Here is a 19,210-nt window from a genome sequence, read left to right as displayed (position 1 = left end):
TTTGTTTACATTTGAAAGGTTAACCTCTAAAATTTTGGAATCATGCTGAACTTTGAAAGAAAAGGAAATGGAAAAGAAATGTTGGTACTCCTCCATGGTTTTATGGAAAACCTATCGATTTGGAGTGATATGGAGCCTCATCTTTCCAAGGATTTTTCACTCTTAAAAATTGATCTTCCCGGTCACGGACAATCCGAAATTCTGGGAGAAATTCACACTATGGAATTGATGGCTGATGAAGTGAAAAAAGTATTGGATGATCAGAATGTAGAGAAAGTACATTTATTAGGACACTCTATGGGTGGCTATACTTCTCTGGCTTTTGCAGAAAAATACCCAGACTCACTGAAGAGCTTAACCCTTTTCTTCTCCACTTATTTTCCTGATGATGAAGAGAAGAAACAACAACGCATCAAAAGCTACAGAATCATTAAAGATGCCTTTGCCCACTATGCCAGAGCCGGAATTCCCAATCTGTTCAATCCTAATGAAAGAGACATTCTTGAAGGGAAAATTGAAACAGCACTGGAAACCGCACTTTCTACCAACAATATGGGAGCTCTTGCCTGCGTAAAAGGCATGGTAGAAAGAACAGATAAAAAACATATTATGCAAAATCTGGAAGCTAAAATTCTTGTTCTGGCTGGCAAGCATGACAATGCTGTAAAAACAGATATTACAATCAAAAACCTTCCAGACAGAACGAATATCAAATCCTATGTATTAGACTGTGGCCACAACGGTCACTGGGAAAAACCTGGAATCTGTGCCGAAATCATCAATACGGAACTTCTGCATAATCTTCCTAAAAAATTGGTATTGTAAACCCATGAGAATTGCACTCACTTCTATCCTTCTGCTTTCATTTTTAAGCTGTAAAAAAGATAACCAATCAACTCCTGCCCCTGCAGTAGCGGATTCTGCTCAGGTATCATCTTTAAAAACGGATACAGTAGTCAATGTTCAGCCTAAGCAGGAAATATTTAATTTCGGAACGGAGCTATGTGACAATAAAGGGTATTTCGACAGTAATAAATATTCCAGAAAAGAGCTTGAAGATACTTATAAACTTTGGTTTGAATTGAGCGGGTCCCTACTGGATACTCCTTTCGTCAATAACCTCAAAGATCTTAATGAAATAAGAAACAATAAAGATCAGATTCTTGCAAAACTGGATAAAGATTTTGCAGAAAAGAAAGCTCAGATTATGAATCTGAAAGTAGTCAATACTCCCTACTGGCAACACATTAAACAAAAGAGTTATGAAGAACTTGTTCAATCTTATGAAATGGAAAAAATTCAGATCATAGCTTACTCTGACCCTTCTATCCTTCTCAAAAATAATAATTGCTCTCATTTCTCCAAAGCATTAAATTCAACAGATGAACAGATGTTTTCAGAATGGAAAAAACTCCGTGAAAACATGAGTAAAGGAAATGCCAGCCCGGAACGTATCATGAATGAATTTAACGAACGTCTTAACTCATCAGATAAAAGAGACTTTGCGTTCATTGATCTGATTACCTTCGGTTGGGGAAACTGTGCCAACGATAAAGTCCAGAGAGTTTCCCGCGATGAAAAGATGAATAATGAATTCAACGCACTTTTCATTAAAATTGATTCTGAATGTGATGAGCCATAAACATTAAGAAAATTCCTGTATATTAGTAAGGTATAATTTTCTCAATGGGAATATTCTCGTTCAAAAAAAAGACACCACCGAAGCCGCCACCGGTTATCGGGCTTACACTTTCAGGCGGAGGAATGCGTGGAATTGCACATATTGCTGTTTTAAAAGCTCTGGAAGAATACAATCTTAAACCACACATTATTTCAGGAACCAGCGCAGGTTCTATTATCGCAGCTTTTTATTCGTTTGGGAAAACGCCGGATGAAATGATGGAAATTGTGAAGCAGACTTCATTTTTTTCACGATCAGCACTGAAGTTATCGAAAAATGGAATTTTCAGCTCTAATTTTATTTTAAAACTCTTCAAAGATTATTTCCCGGAAGACAATTTTAACATCCTGAAAATCCCTGTGTATGTAGCCACCACTGAAATGACTCATGGAATTGTGGATTTTTTCTCAGAAGGTGAACTTTTTACTCCACTTTTAGCTTCATCAAGCGTACCGTTCATCCTGCCACCAGTAAGAATAGGTGAAAAGATTTATGTAGATGGCGGTGTTCTTGATAATCTCCCTATAGAACCCATTATGGACAAATGCAATTTCCTGATTGCCTCTCACGTGAACTCAATAAGCTATGATGAATTAAACAAAATGAGTCTGATGAAAGAATTTGACAGAATCCTCCATTTAGCGATTGCAAAATCCGTCTATTCTAAGGTGAAATACTGCAATATTTTTTTAGACCCGCCCAAAATGACGAAATTCAGTCTTTTCAACAAGAAATATATGGACGAAATGTTTCAGCAGGTATACGAATATACTTGTATTGAACTTGAGGAAAAAGGATATAAAAAGGTTTGAGAGTTTAAGAGAGTTCACAAGGTTTAACTGCAATCTCTACAAAACTTTCTTTTACTCTTTCTACAAATTTTCTTCGATTAATCTTGCTTTGAATATTTCTATAGTTCCCGGCAAAGAATCCATTGATTTACCACCTGCAGCATTGATGTGCCCGCCACCGTTAAAGTATTTTCTGGAGAACTGGTTCACATCTACATCATCTTTACTTCTGAATGAAATTTTGATAAAATCTTCATACAAATCTTCCATAAAGAAGGCAGACATTTTCACTCCGGCAATACTTAATCCGTAATTTACGAAACCTTCTGTATCTCCTTTCTGGAAACCAAATTCTTTAAGTTCGTTTCTTGTAAGGCTTAGAATAGCTACTCTTCCATCATTCACCACTTCAATTCTTCCTAAAACTAAAGCCAGTAAATGGAGACGGGAAACTGTATTGGTGTCCCAGGTGTTGGAAGTAATCATCGCCGGATCTGCTCCTTTTTCTATTAAATTAGCGATAATTCTATGGGTAGTTGCACTGGTAGAACGGAAACGGAAACCTCCTGTATCCGTCATAATTCCAGTATACATACATTCTGCCATATCCAGATTCACGAGTTTTTCATCATTCATTGCTTCAATGAAGTGATAAATCATCTGTGAAGTGGCAGGAATTACAGTATCTGAATATACAAAATCAAACGGCTCTGGCTGCTGGTGGTGGTCAATAAGAATTTTCTTTCCCTGCGCCTTTACCAACCAGTCACCTAATAATCCAATTCTTGAAGGAGAATTAAAATCAAGACAGAAAATAACATCGGCAGCCGCAATCATATCAGCAGCCACTTTTCTTTTGTACTCTGCAATAATCACTTTTTTTGCCTCCGGCATCCATTTCAAAAACTTTGGAAAATCGTTCGGTACAATTACCTCTGCAAAGATTCCTTTTGCTCTTAAATAATGTTTCAATCCCAGACTGGAACCAATAGCATCACCATCCGGATTATAGTGAGTAAGAATAACTATTTTGTTTTCAGGTGTTAGTAATGTATTGATCTCTAAAAGTTCTGCTGGTGTAAACATCTTGTGTTTATTTTCGTTAAAATTAAAGTTTTCAAAGATAGAGCTTTTATATAAATCATTTAAATATTATTTTTGCATCCGGAATTTAGTTTCCTATCAGGCTTTGTAAGTATTTGATTAAAAAACATTCCAAATATTTTCAAAAAAAGATTATTAAAGTTTGTATCTTATAAAAATTTCTATATCTTTGCAACCTGAAAATTAATAGATTAATTACGATTTAAACATATAGTAATGAGTAAAAGAACATTCCAGCCATCAGAAAGAAAAAGAAGAAACAAACACGGTTTCAGAGAAAGAATGTCTACGCCAAATGGAAGAAGAGTTTTGGCTGCGAGAAGAGCTAAAGGCAGAAAGAGTTTAACTGTAAGTGCTGCACGCGCTAAGAGATAATCTTTTTATTATCATATACAAAACATGCTTGAAAAGTTCCTTTTCAGGCATTTTTTGTTGTTAAAATTTATTAAAATTAGAGTCAGATAGACTTCTTTTTTCTATTTTTAAAGATTGAAAAAATTTTGTTAGAAATAGCCTTTAAAATTAAATTATGCCACATACAAATATCTCCGGAGACAATATTATAAGTTTACAGCATGCAAAAATTGCCCAAAAAAACTTTACTGTTCTTTCTGATGTAAATCTTAATATTAAAAAAGGTAGATTCTGCTATCTTATTGGAAAAACAGGTTCCGGAAAAAGTTCCCTTCTTAAAACGCTTTATGGGCACATTCCATTAGCTTCAGGACATGGATCTGTGGTAGGATTTGATCTGGCTAAACTAAAACCATCTGACATTCCTAACTTAAGAAGAAAATTAGGAATTGTATTCCAGGATTTCCAGTTACTTTCCGACAGAACAGTTGAAAAGAACCTTAAATTCGTTCTGGAAGCTACAGGATGGAATGACAAAACCAAAATGGAAGACAGAATTAATGAAGTACTGGGAAGTGTGAACATGAAGAGCAAAAAGCACAAAATGCCACACGAACTTTCCGGAGGTGAGCAGCAGCGTATTGCAATCGCAAGAGCCCTTCTTAACCACCCGGATCTTATTCTTGCAGATGAGCCAACGGGAAACCTTGACCCTGAGACTTCCAATGAAATTATGACCTTATTAAAGCAGGTTGCCCTTGAAAACGGTGCTGCTGTAGTAATGGCAACTCACGATTACCATATGATTCAGAACTTCCCTGGTGAAGCTATCAGATGTGAAGATGGAAAAGTATCTGTATTAGATACTGCTGAATTATTTGAATAAGAATAAAGATTAGAAATTACAGACGTTTTTTCTAATCTTCACTCCCTTTAAAAATATGAAACTCCTTGGTGAGTTCAAGATATTGGTCCGAGTATTTTCTCGGACTTTTTTCTATAATAAAATCAGATTCAAGAAGTTCTTTTTCCGTTAAAGAAAACTCCAGAACCAATCTTTTTGTTTTTGAATTTTCAATACCTTGAATATTAACTCTTCTGGCCAGAAATAGATTATTTTCTTCAGCAATTGAAATAAAGGCCTCACCGGCCTCTATCGGAATAATTACTGAAAGAAGGCCATTTTCAGATAAAAAACGAGCAGATTGAGTAATAAGCTGTCTGAAATTCAATTCTACTGTCTGACGCGCAATCTTATCTTTATCAGATCCGGATTCTTCAAAATAAGGCGGGTTAGAAACAATCAGATCAAATCTTTCTTCTGTTTCAAAAGCTTTAAAGTCCTGATGAATATTTTTCAGTCTCGCATGGAAAGGAGCACTTTCAAAATTGAGCTTTGTAAGCGCAACAGCCTCTTCATTAATATCCAACCCTAAAAAATCCGCCTGCAGGTTTCTTTGCGCTAACATCAATGAAATCAATCCTGTCCCTGTACCTACTTCCAAAACACGAAAAGCAGATTCTATATCTGCTAATACCCCAAGCAAAACTCCGTCTGTTCCTATCCGGAAGACTTCTTTGGATTGCTGGATTTTAAATTGCTTAAATGTAAAAGGCTTCACTATAAATTGGTAGGTAATGTAATGATGAATGTAGACCCCTTCCCTACTTCAGATTTCACAGAGATCTCTCCTTTATAATCTTCGATCATTTTTCTCACCATAGATAACCCAAGCCCCATTCCGCTGGTTTTTGACGTAAAATTAGGTTCAAAAATTCTCTCATACATACTTTCAGGAATTCCCACTCCGTTGTCCTGAACAGAGACAATTACTCTTCGCTGATGCTGTTCTACATCAACATTGATAATTAATTTTCTCTCATCACTCTCTGCCTGCTTGGCATTGGTAACAAGGTTGGTAATGATCCTGGACAGATAAATTCTATCCATATTAATCATAATATTACTCTTGTTCGCATGCATAAAGATACTGTCATCATTGAATACACGAAGGATATCTTCAACTTCTGTATTCAGATTGATCACTTCATTATTTTTTTCAGGAAGCTTGGCAAATTCCGAGAATGCAGAAGCTACGGTAGCAATCAGATCGATCTGATCTACCATTGTTTTACTCATCTGCTTTACTCTTTCTTTGATATTCGGATCTTCCGGATCAAATTTTCTTTCAAAATTCTGAATGGTAAGTTTCATAGGAGTAAGCGGATTCTTCACCTCGTGAGCAACCTGTTTCGCCATTTCTCTCCACGCTTCTTCTGAAGCTTTAAATCTTAACCTTTCTTTTTGATCCTGAATCTGCAGGATCATTCTGTTGTAAGCTCTTGCCAGAGCATTCAATTCATCATTTTTATAATATCTGATAGGACGCATTTCATTTTCAAACAATGTAATACGGGTAATCATATCAGAAAACTTCGTAATGGTTTTTGCAAGACTGTTAGAAGTTACCCAGCTTATCCAGATACTGAACAGGATAAGAAATATATCCACTAAAAGAATATATTTTACATATTGGTGCAATACTTCCAGGTAAGCAGATTCGTTATGGTATAAGGGAATATAAACGATACCTATAGGCTCCAGTTCATTATTCTTCAGCAAAAGATAGGAAGAGGTAAGCTTGGCATCTTTGGCAGCATCATATCTGGTCATATCAACTCTTGCATCCGTAGACAGAATTTTGTTGATAATTTCCATAGAAAGTGTTTTCTGATCGATGAGGCTCTCGTCTTTGTTGGAAAGCACATAATTTCCCTTCAGATCATAAATAACAATATCATGCTGGTTAATATCCGCAATCTCAAAGATCTTATTCCCTAAAACCTTAGGCAGATCTTTTGTTTCCACCAATGTGCGGCTTACGGCATAATCCAGATACCTCATTACCGCATTGGTTTTCTCCTGCATATCAATATTACTCTGCTGCAGGGAGTTATTTCTCAATACAAAATAAGGAACCAGTGATGTTGCCACAACACTTAAAAAGCATACCAATAAGAAACCGAAAAACACACGGTTCCTTAAACTATATCCTTTATACTTATTTAACGACATCCTACTTTTTAATTAACCTAGCAATATACTTACCAATGATATCAAATTCCAGGTTCACTTTATCACCAATTTTCAGGTGCTGCATATTGGTAAATTCCCATGTGTAAGGAATAATAGCAACAGAGAACTGAGCATCCTCACTTTTTGCTACGGTTAAACTGATTCCATTTACAGTAATAGAGCCTTGAGGTACAGTTACGAAATTTCCGTCAGCTTCATATTTCATCGTAATAAAATAGCTTCCGTCTTTATTTTCAATTCCTACCACCTCTCCTGTTTTATCAACATGTCCCTGAACGATGTGACCATCCAGTCTTCCATCCATTTTCATGCAACGTTCAAGATTCACAACACTTCCTACTTCCCATTTCCCAAGGTTGGTCTTTTCAAGGGTTTCGTTAATGGCTGTTACTACATATTGGTTGTCTTTAATCTCAACCACAGTAAGGCAGCATCCGTTGTGAGCTAAGCTCTGATCGATTTTAAGTTCGTTTGTAAAAGGGCATGTCAGGGTGAAATCTATGTTGCTTCCTTTCTCTTCAATCTTTTCAATAACACCAACTGCTTCAATAATTCCTGTGAACATATTATTTTTTGCTAAATTTGTAAATTATAATCTTCAAAGATAATCAAAATGAGCCCAAAAAACCATAAAGTACGAGTAGGAATTTCAATCGGTGATTTCAACGGCATCGGTCCGGAGATCATTATGAAGTCTCTGAAAGACAAAACCATTACAGATTTTTTCACTCCTGTAATTTTTGGTTCGGGAAAATTATTCACTTATCAGAAAAACATTTTCAAGTTGAATCTTAATTTCAACTACGTAAATGAAGCGTCTCAGGCACAAGCCGGCAAGCTGAATATGGTGAATCTTACCAAAGAAAATGTTAACGTTGAGTTGGGAGTTCCTACAGAAGAATCCACTCAAATGGCGATTGATTCTTTGGAAGCAGCAACCGAGGCTTTAATGAAAGGAGACATTGATGTTCTGGTAACAGCTCCAATCAACAAGGATGAAATGGTAAAGATGGGCTTCAAACATGCCGGACACACCGGATATTTCGAAGAAAAATTCAGTAAAAAAGGATTAATGTTCCTGGTAACTGAGGATCTTAAAGTAGCTGTATCTACCCACCATATTCCTATTGCGAAAGTAGCAGAGAACATTTCCAAAGAAAAAATCAAAAAACAGATCAGAGTATTAAACCAAACGCTTATTGAGGATTTCTGTATTCAGAAGCCAAAAATTGCAGTTTTGGGACTGAACCCACATGCAGGCGACGGTGGAGTAATAGGAACTGAAGAAATAGAAATCATCAGCCCGGCTATTCAGGAACTTTCAGACAATGGAATCCTGACATTTGGCCCTTTCCCGGCAGACAGTTTCTTCCAACCGAACAAATACAGAAACTTTGATGCAGTGTTAGCCATGTATCACGATCAGGGATTAGCTCCGTTCAAAACTCTTGCTTATGAAGAAGGAGTAAATTATACAGCAGGGCTTCCATTTATCAGAACTTCTCCGGATCACGGAGTTGCCTATGATATTGCGGGAAAAAATATTGCTGATGAACAGAGTTTTATGGAAGCTATTTTCACAGCTATTAAGGTTTTCAAGAACAGAAGTGAATACAGCGAGCTGATGGACAACCGTATGCAGCCAAGAAAAATGGCTGTTGATAATGGAATTGACGAGGATCTGCCTGAGGAAACTGATGCATAAACCGTTAAAACAAATTTTAAATTAATTTGTTTTAGATTTTATTTGTTATTATAAAAAAAATGCATATTTTTGCACACTCATTTTATGGACAAGTTAAGAAACTATGACGTAAGCTTTTCCGGACTTAAAAACGGAAAACACGAGTTCAAGTTTGAGATAGATAAAACGTTCTTTCAATTATTTGACACTGAGCAGGAATTTACAAATCCTAGAATAGAAGTGGATGTCTTATTAGACAAGCACACTACTTTTCTGGAGTTTGAGATCAAGATAAAAGGTTTGGTTGAGCTAGTTTGTGATATTACAAATGAAGACTTCGACTATCCTATTGAGAATGAAATCAAGATTTTGGTGAATTTCGGGGAGGAATATGATGACAGCAATGAAGATGTTATTACGATTCCTGCCGCGGAGCATGCTTTCAACGTAGCACATTTGATCTACGAAAATGTAATGCTTTCTATCCCGATGAAAAAGATTTCACCAAATGTAAGTGATGAAGATATCAAAATTCTTGACCAGTTCAGTCCTAAAGATATTGAGGAAGCAGAAGAGGAAGAACATGAAAGTGACCCGAGATGGGATGCTTTAAGAAAATTAAGAGACAATAATTAAATAGAATAATTTAAATATGATGAGATGATGAATCTCATCGCTCATCAATTAAAAAAGTTATTAGAAAATGGCACATCCAAAGAGAAGACAGTCGTCTACAAGAAGAGATAAGAGAAGAACTCACTACAAAGCTGTAGTTCCTCAATTAGCTAAAGATGCAACAACAGGAGAGCTTCACCTATACCACAGAGCTCACTGGCATGAAGGAAAACTTTACTACAGAGGTAAAGTAGTATTGGAAAAAGAAGTAGCTGCTACTGAAGAAAACTAAGAGTCGCTTTTCATTGAAAAAGCCTCATTTTAATACAAAAACCGCCCAATTTTGATAAAATTTGGCGGTTTTTTGTTGTTTTTTGCGTTTTTTTGGTATCTTTGACATCAAATCAAATATCAAATTTATGGACATTAAAGACATACAGAATCTTATCAAGTTTGTATCTAAGGCTGAAGTTTCAGAAGTGAAGTACAAAACTAAAGATTTCGAAATCACTATTAAAACTCCATTAGCTGGAAGCGATGCTGTTTATGCACAACCTGCAGTATACCACACAGCTCCACAAGCGGTAGCTGCTCCGGCACCTGTTGCAACTCCTGCTGCTGCACCTACAGAAAAAGCTGAGGCTGCATCTGATGATAGCAAATATGTAACAATCAAATCTCCAATGATTGGAACTTTCTACAGAAAACCATCTCCGGATAAAGACGTATTCGTAAATGTAGGTGATGAAGTTTCTGTTGGTAAAGTAGTTTGCGTAATTGAAGCAATGAAGTTATTCAACCAGATTGAATCTGAAATCAGTGGAAAAATCGTTAAAATCTTAGTTGACGATGCAACTCCTGTAGAATACGACCAACCATTATTCTTAGTAGATCCATCTTAATTTAGAAGTTAGATGTTAGACATTAGATGTTAGATTAAATTCTACATTAAAATAACATTATCTAATTTTCAAATTATCTAATTTTCAAATTGAAGAAGATGTTCAAAAAAATATTAATAGCCAATCGTGGCGAAATTGCAATGCGTATTCTACGTACTTGTAAAGAAATGGGGATCAAAACCGTTGCAGTATACTCTACTGCAGATAAAGACAGTCTTCACGTAAGATTTGCTGATGAAGCTGTTTGTATTGGTCCTGCGATGAGCAAAGACTCATACCTTAAAATCCCTAACATTATTGCTGCAGCGGAAATTACAAACGCTGACGCTATTCACCCAGGTTATGGATTCTTATCTGAAAATGCTAACTTTTCAAGAATCTGCGAAAAGAACGGAATCAAGTTCATTGGAGCTTCTCCGGAGCAGATTGAAAAAATGGGAGACAAAGCGAATGCTAAAGCTACCATGAAAGCTGCTGGTGTACCTTGTGTACCAGGTTCTGACGGATTAATTGAATCTTACGAACACGCTGTAAAAGTTGCTGAAGAAACAGGATATCCTGTAATGATCAAAGCTACTGCCGGTGGTGGTGGTAAAGGGATGAGAGCTGTTTGGAAAGCTGAAGACCTTAAAGATCATTGGGAATCTGCTATTCAGGAAGCTGTAGCTGCCTTTGGAAACGGAGGTATGTATATGGAAAAACTGATTGAAGAGCCTAGACACATTGAAATTCAGGTTGCAGGAGACCAATTCGGTAAAGCTTGCCACCTTTCTGAAAGAGACTGTTCTGTACAGAGAAGAAACCAGAAATTAACGGAAGAAACTCCTTCTCCGTTTATGACTGATGAACTTCGTGAGAAAATGGGTGACGCTGCTGTAAAAGCTGCTGAATTTATTGGATACGAAGGGGTAGGAACTATCGAATTCCTTGTAGACAAGCACAGAAATTTCTATTTCATGGAAATGAATACAAGAATCCAGGTAGAACACCCTATTACTGAGCAGGTAATTGATTATGACCTGATCAGAGAACAAATTCTTCTTGCTGCAGGAACTCCTATTTCAGGAATCAACTATTACCCGAAATTACATTCAATCGAATGTAGAATTAACGCTGAAGATCCTTATGCAGACTTCAGACCGTCTCCAGGAAAAATCACTGGATTAAACATCCCTGGCGGACACGGAATCAGAGTAGACACTCACGTTTATTCCGGATATACAATCCCTTCTAACTACGACTCTATGATTGCTAAGCTTATTACTACGGCTCAAACCCGTGAAGAAGCTATTGCAAAAATGAGACGTGCTCTTGAGGAATTCTATATTGAAGGAGTAAAAACTACCATTCCTTTCCACAGACAACTGATGGATAATGAAGATTATCTAGCAGGAAACTACACTACAAAGTTCATGGAGGATTTTGTAATGGACAGAAAATATGATCATCACTAAGATTATCTTAAAATAAAAACTTTAAACTGCCTCTTATTAGGGCAGTTTTTATTTTTGTATACATTCACAAAAATATGCTGAGCAAAATTTTAAAATTTATTCTGATTGCAGGTATCTCCTGGTTCATTATTCATTCTTTTTATATTAGTTATGATGGTTTTACAAAACCAAAGCAAAAAGCAGATCTTGCGATAGTTTTCGGGAATAAAGTAAATGAAGACGGAACTCTTTCTCCACGGCTGAAAGCAAGGCTTGATAAAAGTATTGAGCTGTATCAGAAAAAACAGATTAGAGATATACTGGTAAGTGGCGGCCTTGGAAAAGAAGGTTATTGGGAAGGCACAGAGATGAAAAAATATTTGGTTGAAAATAATATTCCTGCCAGCAATATTCTTGTGGATAACTTTGGGGATAATACAGAGAAGACCATCATCAATACCATTAAAATTGCTGACAGTTTAAAGTACAACAATATTGTTTCGGTATCCCAATTTTATCATCAGACCCGAATTAAAAAACTCTTCAGAGAACATCATTTTAAAAACATTGAAAGTTCAAGTCCAAACTATTTTGAATTAAGGGACTTTTATTCCGTTTTCAGAGAGTTTTTCGCTTACTATCTATAAAAAAATTAATGTAAAATAAAACAAACCATGAACAAGACATTAAAATGGTTCCTCATCGGAATTTCAGGGGCAATTCTACTTTATTTTGCAGCTAGCTTTGTTGCTGTTTTCATGCTTACTTATTTCAGTTCATCCAAAAGAATTGAAAATAAAAGTGAAGAAAAAATATTTGAAAAAATAAAAAGAGAATATCATATTGAAGAAATAGAACGCAATCCAAAATATGAAAGAGAAATCAAAGATAAAGACACTGTAACCTATACTTTATATCTCTACAGTAAAGATTTCTGCAATTTAAAAACTGATTCCCTGACGAAAAATTCATTAAAGATTGCTAAAGAGCTCAACAGCATCAATCTGGATCCGAAATTCTATCAGTACCGACTTGTATTCTGCTGTAAGCTTTATAATCCCAACGGAACAGTAATACAATATCTGAGAAAAGATCTGATGCCTAAAAAAATGTAAGATAAACTTCTAGATATAACTTTCTTATTCCTAAAGATAGAATACCTGCAACAACTTACCCGTTAAGAAAATATTTCCCATTACAGGTTCATTCACCCCTAAAATACACTCTGATTACCCCCTTATACTCTACTCTTTTTTTGTTTATTGGTCTCATTAATATTATGTAAATTTGTAAAAAACCAACAATATGTCAACAGCAGAACAAACAAAAAACTCACAGTATTTTATTGACCTTGAAGACAAACATGGAGCGCATAACTATCACCCTCTACCAGTAGTTCTGGACCGTGGAGAAGGTGTTTTCGTTTGGGATGTAGAGGGCAAAAGATATTATGATTTTCTTTCAGCATACTCTGCTGTCAACCAGGGGCACTCACACCCTAAAATTGTAGGGGCATTAGTAGAGCAAGCACAGAAATTAGCTTTAACTTCAAGAGCGTTCTACAACTCTAAATTAGGAGAATACGAACAAAAAATCACCACTCTTTTCGGGTTTGATAAAGTATTACCTATGAACTCAGGAGCTGAAGCAGTAGAAACAGCTGTAAAATTAGCCAGAAAATGGAGCTATGAAGTAAAAGGAATTTCAGAAAACGCTGCAAAAATCATCGTTTGTGAAAATAATTTCCACGGAAGAACAACCACTATCGTTTCTTTCTCCAACGATCCTGATGCCAACCAAAACTACGGCCCTTTTACACCTGGATTCATCAAAATCCCTTATAATGATATTGTAGCCCTGGAAGAAGTATTAAGCAGAGAAGCTGGAAATATTGCAGCATTCCTTGTAGAACCTATTCAAGGGGAAGCGGGAGTATATGTTCCGGATGAAAACTTCCTAAAAAATGCTTCTGAACTGTGTAAAAAGCATAATGTTCTTTTCATTGCTGATGAAGTACAGACTGGTATTGCAAGAACAGGAAAACTGATTGCCTGTCATCATGAAAATGTACAGCCGGATATCTTAATCCTTGGAAAAGCACTTTCAGGAGGAATGTATCCAGTATCGGCAGTATTGGCCAATGATGAGATTATGAATGTGATTAAACCTGGACAACACGGTTCTACATTCGGTGGAAACCCAATTGCCTGTGCAGTAGCTGTAGCAGCATTAGATGTAGTAGCGGATGAAAAACTATCTGAAAGAGCAGAAGAACTTGGTCAGCTGTTCAGAGCGGAAATCAACAAATTGATTGAAAAAACTGATCTGATTACCAAAGTAAGAGGAAAAGGACTTTTAAATGCTATTCTAATCAACGATACACCTGAAAGCTCTACTGCATGGAATCTTTGTTTACAGCTAAAGGAAAACGGATTGCTTGCTAAACCAACACATGGTAATATCATCAGATTAGCACCACCATTGGTAATTACAGAGGAGCAATTATTAGATTGTGTAAAAATTATTGAAAAAACTATTCTGGAATATAAAGCTTAATCGCTCTTCAGAACAGATTCATAAAACTTAAGATAATTATTGGACATTGCGGTATAACTATATTGCTCTGTCCAATTTTTTATTGTCTGGCTCATTTCTTTTTCATTACTGTGATAAAGATCCATTTTCTCCTGAAACAGTTTCGCCATTAGCTTCGGTTCAAAACTATCAAAATAAAACGCCACATCTCCACCTATTTCGGGAAGACTTGTATAAGTGGAAAGAAAGACCGGCTTACCAAAAGCCATTGCTTCAATAGGCGGGATTCCAAAACCTTCTGCAATAGAAGGATGGCACATAGCCTCTGCTTGTTGAATTACCGCATATTTTTCTTCCTCTGAAAGATTTCTCAGAAAATGAACTCTTTGCTCCAAATGTAATTCTTTAATCCTTTGTCTTACTTCATCTGCATAAGGCTGTTTTTCATCGGAAGCAATAAGTACCAGATCTTCCTTTATATAGGGAAGCATTTCAATTAAAGTTAACTGATTTTTCTTATTGAAAAGAACACCAATATTTAAGATATATTTCTTTCCTTTTAAATAATCATATTTACCCAGTTGGTATTCTCTTTCTTCAGGAAGGTGGATACCGTTGTGTATTACAACAACATCTTTAAGCTTAGTAAAGTTAAAAAGTCTTTTGTTACGGATAAAACTTTGTTTTGCGTACTCAGAAATACAGACAATATAATCTGCATTCTTTACGTTACTTCTAACTTTCCCAAGCATTCTCCTCTTTTTAGCATCAGAAAGGTTCTCATATAAAAAGTTCAGATCATGAAGGGTAACAATTTTTACCGTGTTTTTATAATTTCTATGAAAATAGGAAGATAGCTGATGGCTTACATGAATGAGATCAAACTCTCCACTGAAGCGTTCGAAAAAACGGTGGGTCTTATTCCAGAAAACACAGTTAGGCTTAGGCTCAAATTCTTCAAGCTTTTCCTTTTTCCCGAAAAAAATATTTCAAATTTAGAATTCTCCTCCAGCAATCCTTTTGCCAGATTTCTGAATACATTTGCAATACCTGAATTAGGATATCTGAGACGTTCAAGATCAACTAAGATTTTTTTCTTCATACGTTTTATAAAAAATAGAATCAAGAATTTCTTTTTCTATTTCTGAATTGTGGTTTTCTTTAAAATAACAAATTCCCTGCTGCTTTACCTTTTCATAAAAAACATCATCACTCATTAGCTTAAGAATGGCTTCCGAAAATTCCACAGGATCCTGGCTTACTAAACAGCCATTGTTCTTTTTATTGACAAGCCCATCTACCCCTCTTCTGCTTGTTACTATTGGCAACCCGTAGGACAGTGCTTCCAATACTTTAATTTTTACACCTGTTCCGCTTAACATTGGACAAATTGCAACTTTTGCATGATTATAGAACTCCTGTAAATCATCTACCATTCCGTATTTAATTACATTTGGGTAATCTTCTGCAATTGCTTTACCAATCTTACCGACAATATGAATTTTAACATTCTTAAGCAAAGGTAGTACTTCTTTTAAAAACCACTGAATTCCTTTAATATTGTGTGGATTGTCACTCGCAACATAAACAATATCATATTTATACTCCGGAGCTTTATTGTTAAAATTGTCAGGAAATGAAACAGGCATCAAAGTAACCTCTTTATTAGTAAACTGATCGAATATATATTCCTCCTCAACTGAGTAAGTCCAGATATTATCATATTGCTTTAAAATAGAAATCTCATCCTGAAATAATTTTCCTATTGTAGATTTATGACGGCTCTGAGCGGTAATAAAATCATGGGTATCAATAATTTTATAACTTTCGGAAGGTACTTTACTACCAAGTCTTCCCCATGTAGCATAACTTATTAATACAATATCAAAAAACGATTCTTTAACAATATCTGAAAATTCTTTTCTGAGAATATAGCTTGTTGTATCTATAGAATTTCTTTTAAAAAGATAAGGAATTTTATATAAAAATAAATATTTAAAAAAACTCTTTTTATATTTTTTATTCAGAAGACGCAGATGGATATTAGGGAACTTTTCATGAAATAAAGCTTCCTCTTCTTTTTTCCACATTCCCCAATCCCTTAATGAAACAAAAGTTACATCAAGCTCTCGGCTTTCATTGAAGTAAGAAAGCATATAATTAAGCCTGGTGGTATTCCCTGCCTTTCCAGACATTGGATTATCAGGCATAAAATAAAGCACTTTCCGTTTCATTATATTTATTATTTTTGCGGCTACAAATATGACTATTTAATGAGAGAAATAAAAGAATTAATTATAATAATATTAAATTATAATTCCTCTAAAGAGATCATCAGACAGCTGTCAATGCTCACTAATAAAGGGGAAATCAGCAATGATTCTTTTATTATCCTTGACAATAACTCTAATGACGGAGAAGATTTAGAAGCATATTGCAATGCTCACAATTTTTTCTTTCACCAGATGGGAAATAATCTTGGATATGCCTATGCCAATAACTGGGCAATCAGGAAAGCTATTGAATGGGGGAAAAATATTTTTTTATTCTTAATCCCGATATTCATATAGAAGCCAATACCATTGAAGAGCTTTATTTAAAATTAAAATCTGATGACTCACTAGGAGTAATTGGTCCAAGGCTTCTGTATCATAATAATCCCAATATAATTTTTTCTGACGGAGGTTTATTATTTCCTGAAAAAGGATTTGAAGGAAACCATATCAATTTTCTGAAAAATGTAAAAGATACAGGATCAAAAGGGATTACTTATGATATGGCATATATCAACGGAAGCTCTATGATGTTTAAAAAAGAGGTATTGGATGATATGGGGTATATGGAAGCTGATTTATTTATGTATTATGAAGAATCTGAATGGTGCTACAGAATTAAAAAGAGCAACCGCTGGAAGATTGCCGTTGATACGGATCTGATCGCTTATCAGTCTGAAAGCTCCAGAGGAAAAGTATATGAATACTATATGACCAGAAACAGAATCTGGCTAACTAAAAAGTATTCCGGAAGTCTGTTTTTTGTGATCCGGGAACGCCTGATTGTTGCCCGTAAAAAATTCTTCTCTTCCAAAGGAAGCTTTAAAGAAAACATCTCATTTTCCAGAAATATTCTCAGAGGAATAATTCATGGGTTAATTGGAAAAACAGGAAAATTATGAATGAAATGACATCTATTATTGTTCCCTGCTATAATCAGGAGAAATACCTTGCAGAAACCTTAGATTCTGTGATCTCCCAGACTTCGGGAGCTTGGGAATGTATTATTGTTAATGACGGTTCAACGGACAATTCTGAAGCAATTATTGACACTTATTGTGCTAAAGATTCGCGTTTCATTAAACTTAACCAGAAAAATCAGGGACTTGCTGCCAGCAGAAATAATGGAATAAAAGAAGCAAAAGGTAAATATATTCTTCCTCTGGATGGTGATGACAAAATAGGGCTTCAATATATAGAATTAGCCCAGAAAGAATTTATAAAAAATCCAAATCTTAAATTAGTTTACTGTAAAGCTGAGTTTTTTGACGCAAAAAATGGACCCTGGGAACTTAGAAAATATGACTATGATGCCTTATTATTTGCCAACCATATTTTCTGTTCCGGAATTTTCAAAAAAGAAGATTACCAGAAAACATCCGGATATGATCTTAATATGACATTTGGATATGAAGACTGGGAATTTTGGATTCAGCTGTTAAAAAAAGGAGACGATGTAGTACAATTAGATTCCGTACAGTTCTTCTACAGACAACGGGAAAATTCCATGATTAAATCTTTGCATGAAAGTAAAGCACAGCAGAATCAAATGGAATGGTATATCTTCAATAAACACCGTAGACTTTATGAAGAGATCTTGGATTCTGATTTTTCTTTGGCAGAAATACAGAATGTCTTTCAAACCCGTCAGACCTTTAAAAAAATTAAAAAAACCTTTACCTATAAAACCCTTTATAAGGTTGAGCGTGCAATAAGATCTCTTTTTTAGAAAAATAAATTACATAATCCGTTGTGTATTATGACAAAAAAAAGAACAAAGCTGTTCATTTAATTGATAATCAACAAATTGTTTTCACTAAAAAACCTTTACAGAAACAACTTGGGAACAAATTAACAATGAATTTTGGAAATTTTTATAAACAAGATTGAGAGAATAGTCTATAATTGTGAAACTTATTTCCTTGTTGACAGTATGCTACTGGAAGCATTTAAAATCTCAAATAAGTGAATTTATACAAACATAAATATTCATGAAAAAGCCTATGAATAATAACAAAGTTAACATTGTTTTATTCACCAAATATAGAAATTTAATTATCTTTGCCGGAAAATTATAAATTTCCATGACAAAACTATTAAAAATTTCAACTTTAACTTTATTAACTTTAGCCATCGCATCATGCTCAAGAGAAACCGATTCAATGACGGAGCAAGCCCCTGTACAAACTGCCAGAAATATGAATGCACAGGAAAAAATTTCATTGACAAAGACTGAGGTACTTGCTGAAAGCCACAGAATGTCGAGCCTTAGTGCTGGGCAATCCTTAGTTTTAAACTACGGAAATGTAAACTTACATCTGGATCTTCAATTTGATTCTAACCTGGTACTTTATGCAAGTCCTATAAACTTTTGGGGACCGGTACCTCATCCTGTAAAATGGGCATCAAATACAAATTTGGGTAACGGAGTGGCTCAACCTTTTTTATCTGCACAAACTGATGGTAATTTGGTATTATACAAAGCACAGCCCTATGTTTCAGGAAATTCTATATGGGCAACAAATACAAATTCCGGAAACGTTTCAAATCCTAGATTTAAACTTCAAATCATTAAAAAAACTCACGCTATAAATGGCACCCGCTATTATGCAACTTTTATTCTTGAAGGAAATGATTCTGAAAGACATGAAATTGCTGTAGAGGACATTTCAAATATCTATTAAATAAAAAACTTTTCAACATAAAAAAACTATCTGTTTTCAGATAGTTTTTTGTGCTTT

Annotated in this window: 23 protein-coding genes; 17 read left to right on the top strand and 6 right to left on the bottom strand. The window is 35.2% G+C overall.

All coding sequences use genetic code 11. The features are described 5' to 3' along the window. Positions 1-42: 42 nt before the first annotated feature. From BOQ64_RS05900 to BOQ64_RS05890, 3 genes are read left to right on the top strand one after another with little or no spacing between them, the layout of a single operon-like run. Positions 43-825, top strand: a complete 783-nt coding sequence (locus tag BOQ64_RS05900; RefSeq protein WP_129054174.1) for an alpha/beta fold hydrolase — start codon at positions 43-45, stop codon at positions 823-825. Positions 826-829: 4 nt separating this feature from the next. After that, on the top strand, positions 830-1,642 hold the full coding sequence (locus BOQ64_RS05895) for a hypothetical protein (RefSeq protein ID WP_129054172.1): 813 nt from the start codon (positions 830-832) through the stop codon (positions 1,640-1,642). Positions 1,643-1,686: 44 nt separating this feature from the next. Further along, the gene (locus tag BOQ64_RS05890) at positions 1,687-2,493 is read left to right on the top strand and encodes a patatin-like phospholipase family protein (protein ID WP_129054170.1); all 807 of its coding nucleotides are present in this window, start codon (positions 1,687-1,689) and stop codon (positions 2,491-2,493) included. Between the two features lie 60 nt (positions 2,494-2,553). Here BOQ64_RS05890 and BOQ64_RS05885 read toward each other — a convergent pair whose 3' ends face one another. Beyond that, on the bottom strand, positions 2,554-3,558 hold the full coding sequence (locus tag BOQ64_RS05885; protein WP_129054168.1) for a DHH family phosphoesterase: 1,005 nt from the start codon (positions 3,556-3,558) through the stop codon (positions 2,554-2,556). 234 nt (positions 3,559-3,792) lie between these two features. Between BOQ64_RS05885 and rpmH the strand changes: the two genes are divergently transcribed. Further along, positions 3,793-3,951 carry a 50S ribosomal protein L34 gene (gene rpmH / locus BOQ64_RS05880; RefSeq protein ID WP_039365072.1) on the top strand — a complete coding sequence of 53 codons (159 nt, stop codon included), beginning with the start codon at positions 3,793-3,795 and terminating at the stop codon, positions 3,949-3,951. A 154-nt stretch (positions 3,952-4,105) separates the two neighbouring features. After that, positions 4,106-4,816: a cell division ATP-binding protein FtsE gene (locus tag BOQ64_RS05875; RefSeq protein ID WP_129054166.1), complete on the top strand. Its 711-nt coding sequence runs from the start codon at positions 4,106-4,108 to the stop codon at positions 4,814-4,816. Positions 4,817-4,847: 31 nt separating this feature from the next. Here the strand turns inward: BOQ64_RS05875 and BOQ64_RS05870 are convergent, their stop codons facing one another. The 3 genes from BOQ64_RS05870 to BOQ64_RS05860 are packed head-to-tail and all read right to left on the bottom strand — an operon-like array spanning position 4,848 to position 7,592. Next, positions 4,848-5,552, bottom strand: a complete 705-nt coding sequence (locus BOQ64_RS05870) for a tRNA1(Val) (adenine(37)-N6)-methyltransferase (protein ID WP_129054164.1) — start codon at positions 5,550-5,552, stop codon at positions 4,848-4,850. Continuing rightward, on the bottom strand, positions 5,552-7,006 hold the full coding sequence (locus BOQ64_RS05865; RefSeq protein WP_129054162.1) for a sensor histidine kinase: 1,455 nt from the start codon (positions 7,004-7,006) through the stop codon (positions 5,552-5,554). Before BOQ64_RS05865 ends, BOQ64_RS05870 begins: the two co-directional genes overlap by 1 nt. A gap of 1 nt (position 7,007) precedes the next feature. Further along, positions 7,008-7,592: a riboflavin synthase gene (locus BOQ64_RS05860; protein WP_129054160.1), complete on the bottom strand. Its 585-nt coding sequence runs from the start codon at positions 7,590-7,592 to the stop codon at positions 7,008-7,010. A 48-nt stretch (positions 7,593-7,640) separates the two neighbouring features. On the opposite strand from BOQ64_RS05860, the gene pdxA reads away from it, so the two are divergent. From pdxA to rocD, 8 genes are all read left to right on the top strand, one after another. Further along, positions 7,641-8,732: a 4-hydroxythreonine-4-phosphate dehydrogenase PdxA gene (gene pdxA, locus BOQ64_RS05855; RefSeq protein WP_129054158.1), complete on the top strand. Its 1,092-nt coding sequence runs from the start codon at positions 7,641-7,643 to the stop codon at positions 8,730-8,732. 84 nt (positions 8,733-8,816) lie between these two features. After that, a complete protein-coding gene (locus BOQ64_RS05850; protein WP_129054156.1) occupies positions 8,817-9,347 on the top strand; it encodes a YceD family protein in 531 nt (176 codons plus the stop codon). A 67-nt stretch (positions 9,348-9,414) separates the two neighbouring features. Continuing rightward, positions 9,415-9,618 carry a 50S ribosomal protein L32 gene (gene rpmF / locus BOQ64_RS05845; protein WP_002976251.1) on the top strand — a complete coding sequence of 68 codons (204 nt, stop codon included), beginning with the start codon at positions 9,415-9,417 and terminating at the stop codon, positions 9,616-9,618. A gap of 127 nt (positions 9,619-9,745) precedes the next feature. Then, positions 9,746-10,228 carry an acetyl-CoA carboxylase biotin carboxyl carrier protein gene (gene accB, locus BOQ64_RS05840; protein ID WP_129054154.1) on the top strand — a complete coding sequence of 161 codons (483 nt, stop codon included), beginning with the start codon at positions 9,746-9,748 and terminating at the stop codon, positions 10,226-10,228. 98 nt (positions 10,229-10,326) lie between these two features. After that, complete coding sequence (gene accC, locus BOQ64_RS05835; protein WP_129054152.1) at positions 10,327-11,682, top strand: acetyl-CoA carboxylase biotin carboxylase subunit; 1,356 nt, start codon at positions 10,327-10,329, stop codon at positions 11,680-11,682. A gap of 74 nt (positions 11,683-11,756) precedes the next feature. Continuing rightward, positions 11,757-12,308: a YdcF family protein gene (locus BOQ64_RS05830; RefSeq protein ID WP_129054151.1), complete on the top strand. Its 552-nt coding sequence runs from the start codon at positions 11,757-11,759 to the stop codon at positions 12,306-12,308. Between the two features lie 27 nt (positions 12,309-12,335). Beyond that, positions 12,336-12,776 (top strand): hypothetical protein, encoded by a 441-nt coding sequence (locus BOQ64_RS05825; protein ID WP_129054149.1) that lies wholly within the window; start codon positions 12,336-12,338, stop codon positions 12,774-12,776. A gap of 190 nt (positions 12,777-12,966) precedes the next feature. Further along, entirely contained in the window at positions 12,967-14,217 is a 1,251-nt protein-coding gene (rocD, locus tag BOQ64_RS05820) for an ornithine--oxo-acid transaminase (protein ID WP_129054147.1), read from the top strand. Here the strand turns inward: rocD and BOQ64_RS05815 are convergent. Further along, the gene (locus BOQ64_RS05815; RefSeq protein ID WP_262708744.1) at positions 14,214-15,071 is read right to left on the bottom strand and encodes a glycosyltransferase family 4 protein; all 858 of its coding nucleotides are present in this window, start codon (positions 15,069-15,071) and stop codon (positions 14,214-14,216) included. The two genes, rocD and BOQ64_RS05815, sit on opposite strands and share 4 nt — an antisense overlap. A 204-nt stretch (positions 15,072-15,275) precedes the next feature. Further along, positions 15,276-16,430: a glycosyltransferase gene (locus tag BOQ64_RS05810; protein ID WP_164975766.1), complete on the bottom strand. Its 1,155-nt coding sequence runs from the start codon at positions 16,428-16,430 to the stop codon at positions 15,276-15,278. Between the two features lie 39 nt (positions 16,431-16,469). Between BOQ64_RS05810 and BOQ64_RS05805 the strand changes: the two genes are divergently transcribed. From BOQ64_RS05805 to BOQ64_RS05790, 4 genes are all read left to right on the top strand, one after another. After that, a complete protein-coding gene (locus BOQ64_RS05805) occupies positions 16,470-16,766 on the top strand; it encodes a glycosyltransferase family 2 protein (protein WP_129054145.1) in 297 nt (98 codons plus the stop codon). Then, positions 16,721-17,371, top strand: coding sequence for a glycosyltransferase family 2 protein (locus BOQ64_RS05800; protein ID WP_129054143.1), 651 nt, complete (start codon positions 16,721-16,723; stop codon positions 17,369-17,371). The genes BOQ64_RS05805 and BOQ64_RS05800 overlap by 46 nt, the downstream gene beginning before the upstream one ends. Then, positions 17,368-18,198, top strand: a complete 831-nt coding sequence (locus tag BOQ64_RS05795) for a glycosyltransferase family 2 protein (RefSeq protein ID WP_129054141.1) — start codon at positions 17,368-17,370, stop codon at positions 18,196-18,198. Before BOQ64_RS05800 ends, BOQ64_RS05795 begins: the two co-directional genes overlap by 4 nt. A 355-nt stretch (positions 18,199-18,553) precedes the next feature. Further along, complete coding sequence (locus tag BOQ64_RS05790) at positions 18,554-19,153, top strand: hypothetical protein (protein WP_129054139.1); 600 nt, start codon at positions 18,554-18,556, stop codon at positions 19,151-19,153. The last annotated feature ends 57 nt before the right edge of the window (positions 19,154-19,210 follow it).

Origin of the sequence: Chryseobacterium sp. CH25 (assembly GCF_004119455.1) — a bacterium.
In the GTDB taxonomy this organism is placed as follows: Bacteria; Bacteroidota; Bacteroidia; order Flavobacteriales; family Weeksellaceae; genus Chryseobacterium.
This window is presented reverse-complemented; position numbering and strand designations above follow the sequence as displayed.